General features: G+C 44.9%; 1 protein-coding gene and 1 pseudogene. One reads left to right on the top strand and one right to left on the bottom strand.

What is annotated here, in order from left to right; all coding sequences use genetic code 11:
• A pseudogene (locus tag ACS8FC_RS15425) lies at positions 1 to 354 on the top strand (hypothetical protein); the annotation flags it as partial.
• Between the two features lie 153 nt (positions 355 to 507).
• Here the strand turns inward: ACS8FC_RS15425 and tmk are convergent.
• Positions 508 to 945 (bottom strand): dTMP kinase (gene tmk / locus ACS8FC_RS15420; RefSeq protein ID WP_439297420.1); only part of this gene is annotated, 438 nt, incomplete at its 5' end.

Below are 945 nucleotides of genomic sequence, written 5' to 3'. Positions count from 1 at the left end.
AAAAGTACCGCGAGTGTGAATAGTGGCATAGATAAGTCGCCTAATATCGCGCCAGTAGCGACGGATGATAAAGCTGTGACGCCAAAAGCCGTCTCAACTGATACGGCGAATAAAGGTGTGATGTCAGCAAACTCGACCGCGACCTCGAAAACCAAAACGTCTAGTAATAGTAATACTAACGGTAATGGTAACGCGCCCAAAAACAAAAAAGGAGCGCTTGATCCCAATCGTTTGCCTGATTCTGGTCAAGACAATGCTACTCATTCGACTGCCAACACTGACACCGATGCTTCTAGCGCGGTTGAGAAAGAAGCCAAGCAGAGTGAGCTGAATGACAAAAATAGTGATAAATAAACTCTGTCGTTATTTACTTGCTAACGTCATAATCGGTTAAATAACGAACTGTCATTGAAAAAGCCCCAGCGACATGCTGGGGCTTTTTATTTTTATTATATCTGCTTGATTATTAAATCTACTTACAAGATAAAAATGCTCAATCAAATATGATTATTTAACATCAAATCTGTCTACGACTGCCTGCCATATCCGTGCGCTCACCTCATCAGTACTGCCTAACGCATCGATACGCTGTATACGCTCAGGATGCAAGCTTGCAAGTGTACTAAAGCCAGTATGTACCCAAGTAAAGAAATCCATCGCTTGCTGCTCAAAGCGATCTGCTGCGCTGCGCTTATTGGCGCGTGCCATTCCTTCTGCTACAGGCAAATCAAGCCACAAAGTCAGCTCAGGTAACTGCGTCACAAACTGCTCGATCAGCGTCTCAATTTTGGTCAGCATCGCTTGATCGCCATGTCCACGTCCAAAACCCTGATACGCAATAGTAGAGTCCGTAAACCTGTCACAAATGACCCATGTGCCGCGTTGTAACGCAGGCAGGATGACTTGCTGCATATGATCACAGCGCGCTGCAAACAATAACAAAAG

It is taken from the genome of Psychrobacter sp. 1Y4, from assembly GCF_051847555.1.
The sequence above is the reverse complement of the archived record's forward strand: the minus strand, read 5'-3'. Positions and strand labels throughout refer to the sequence as shown.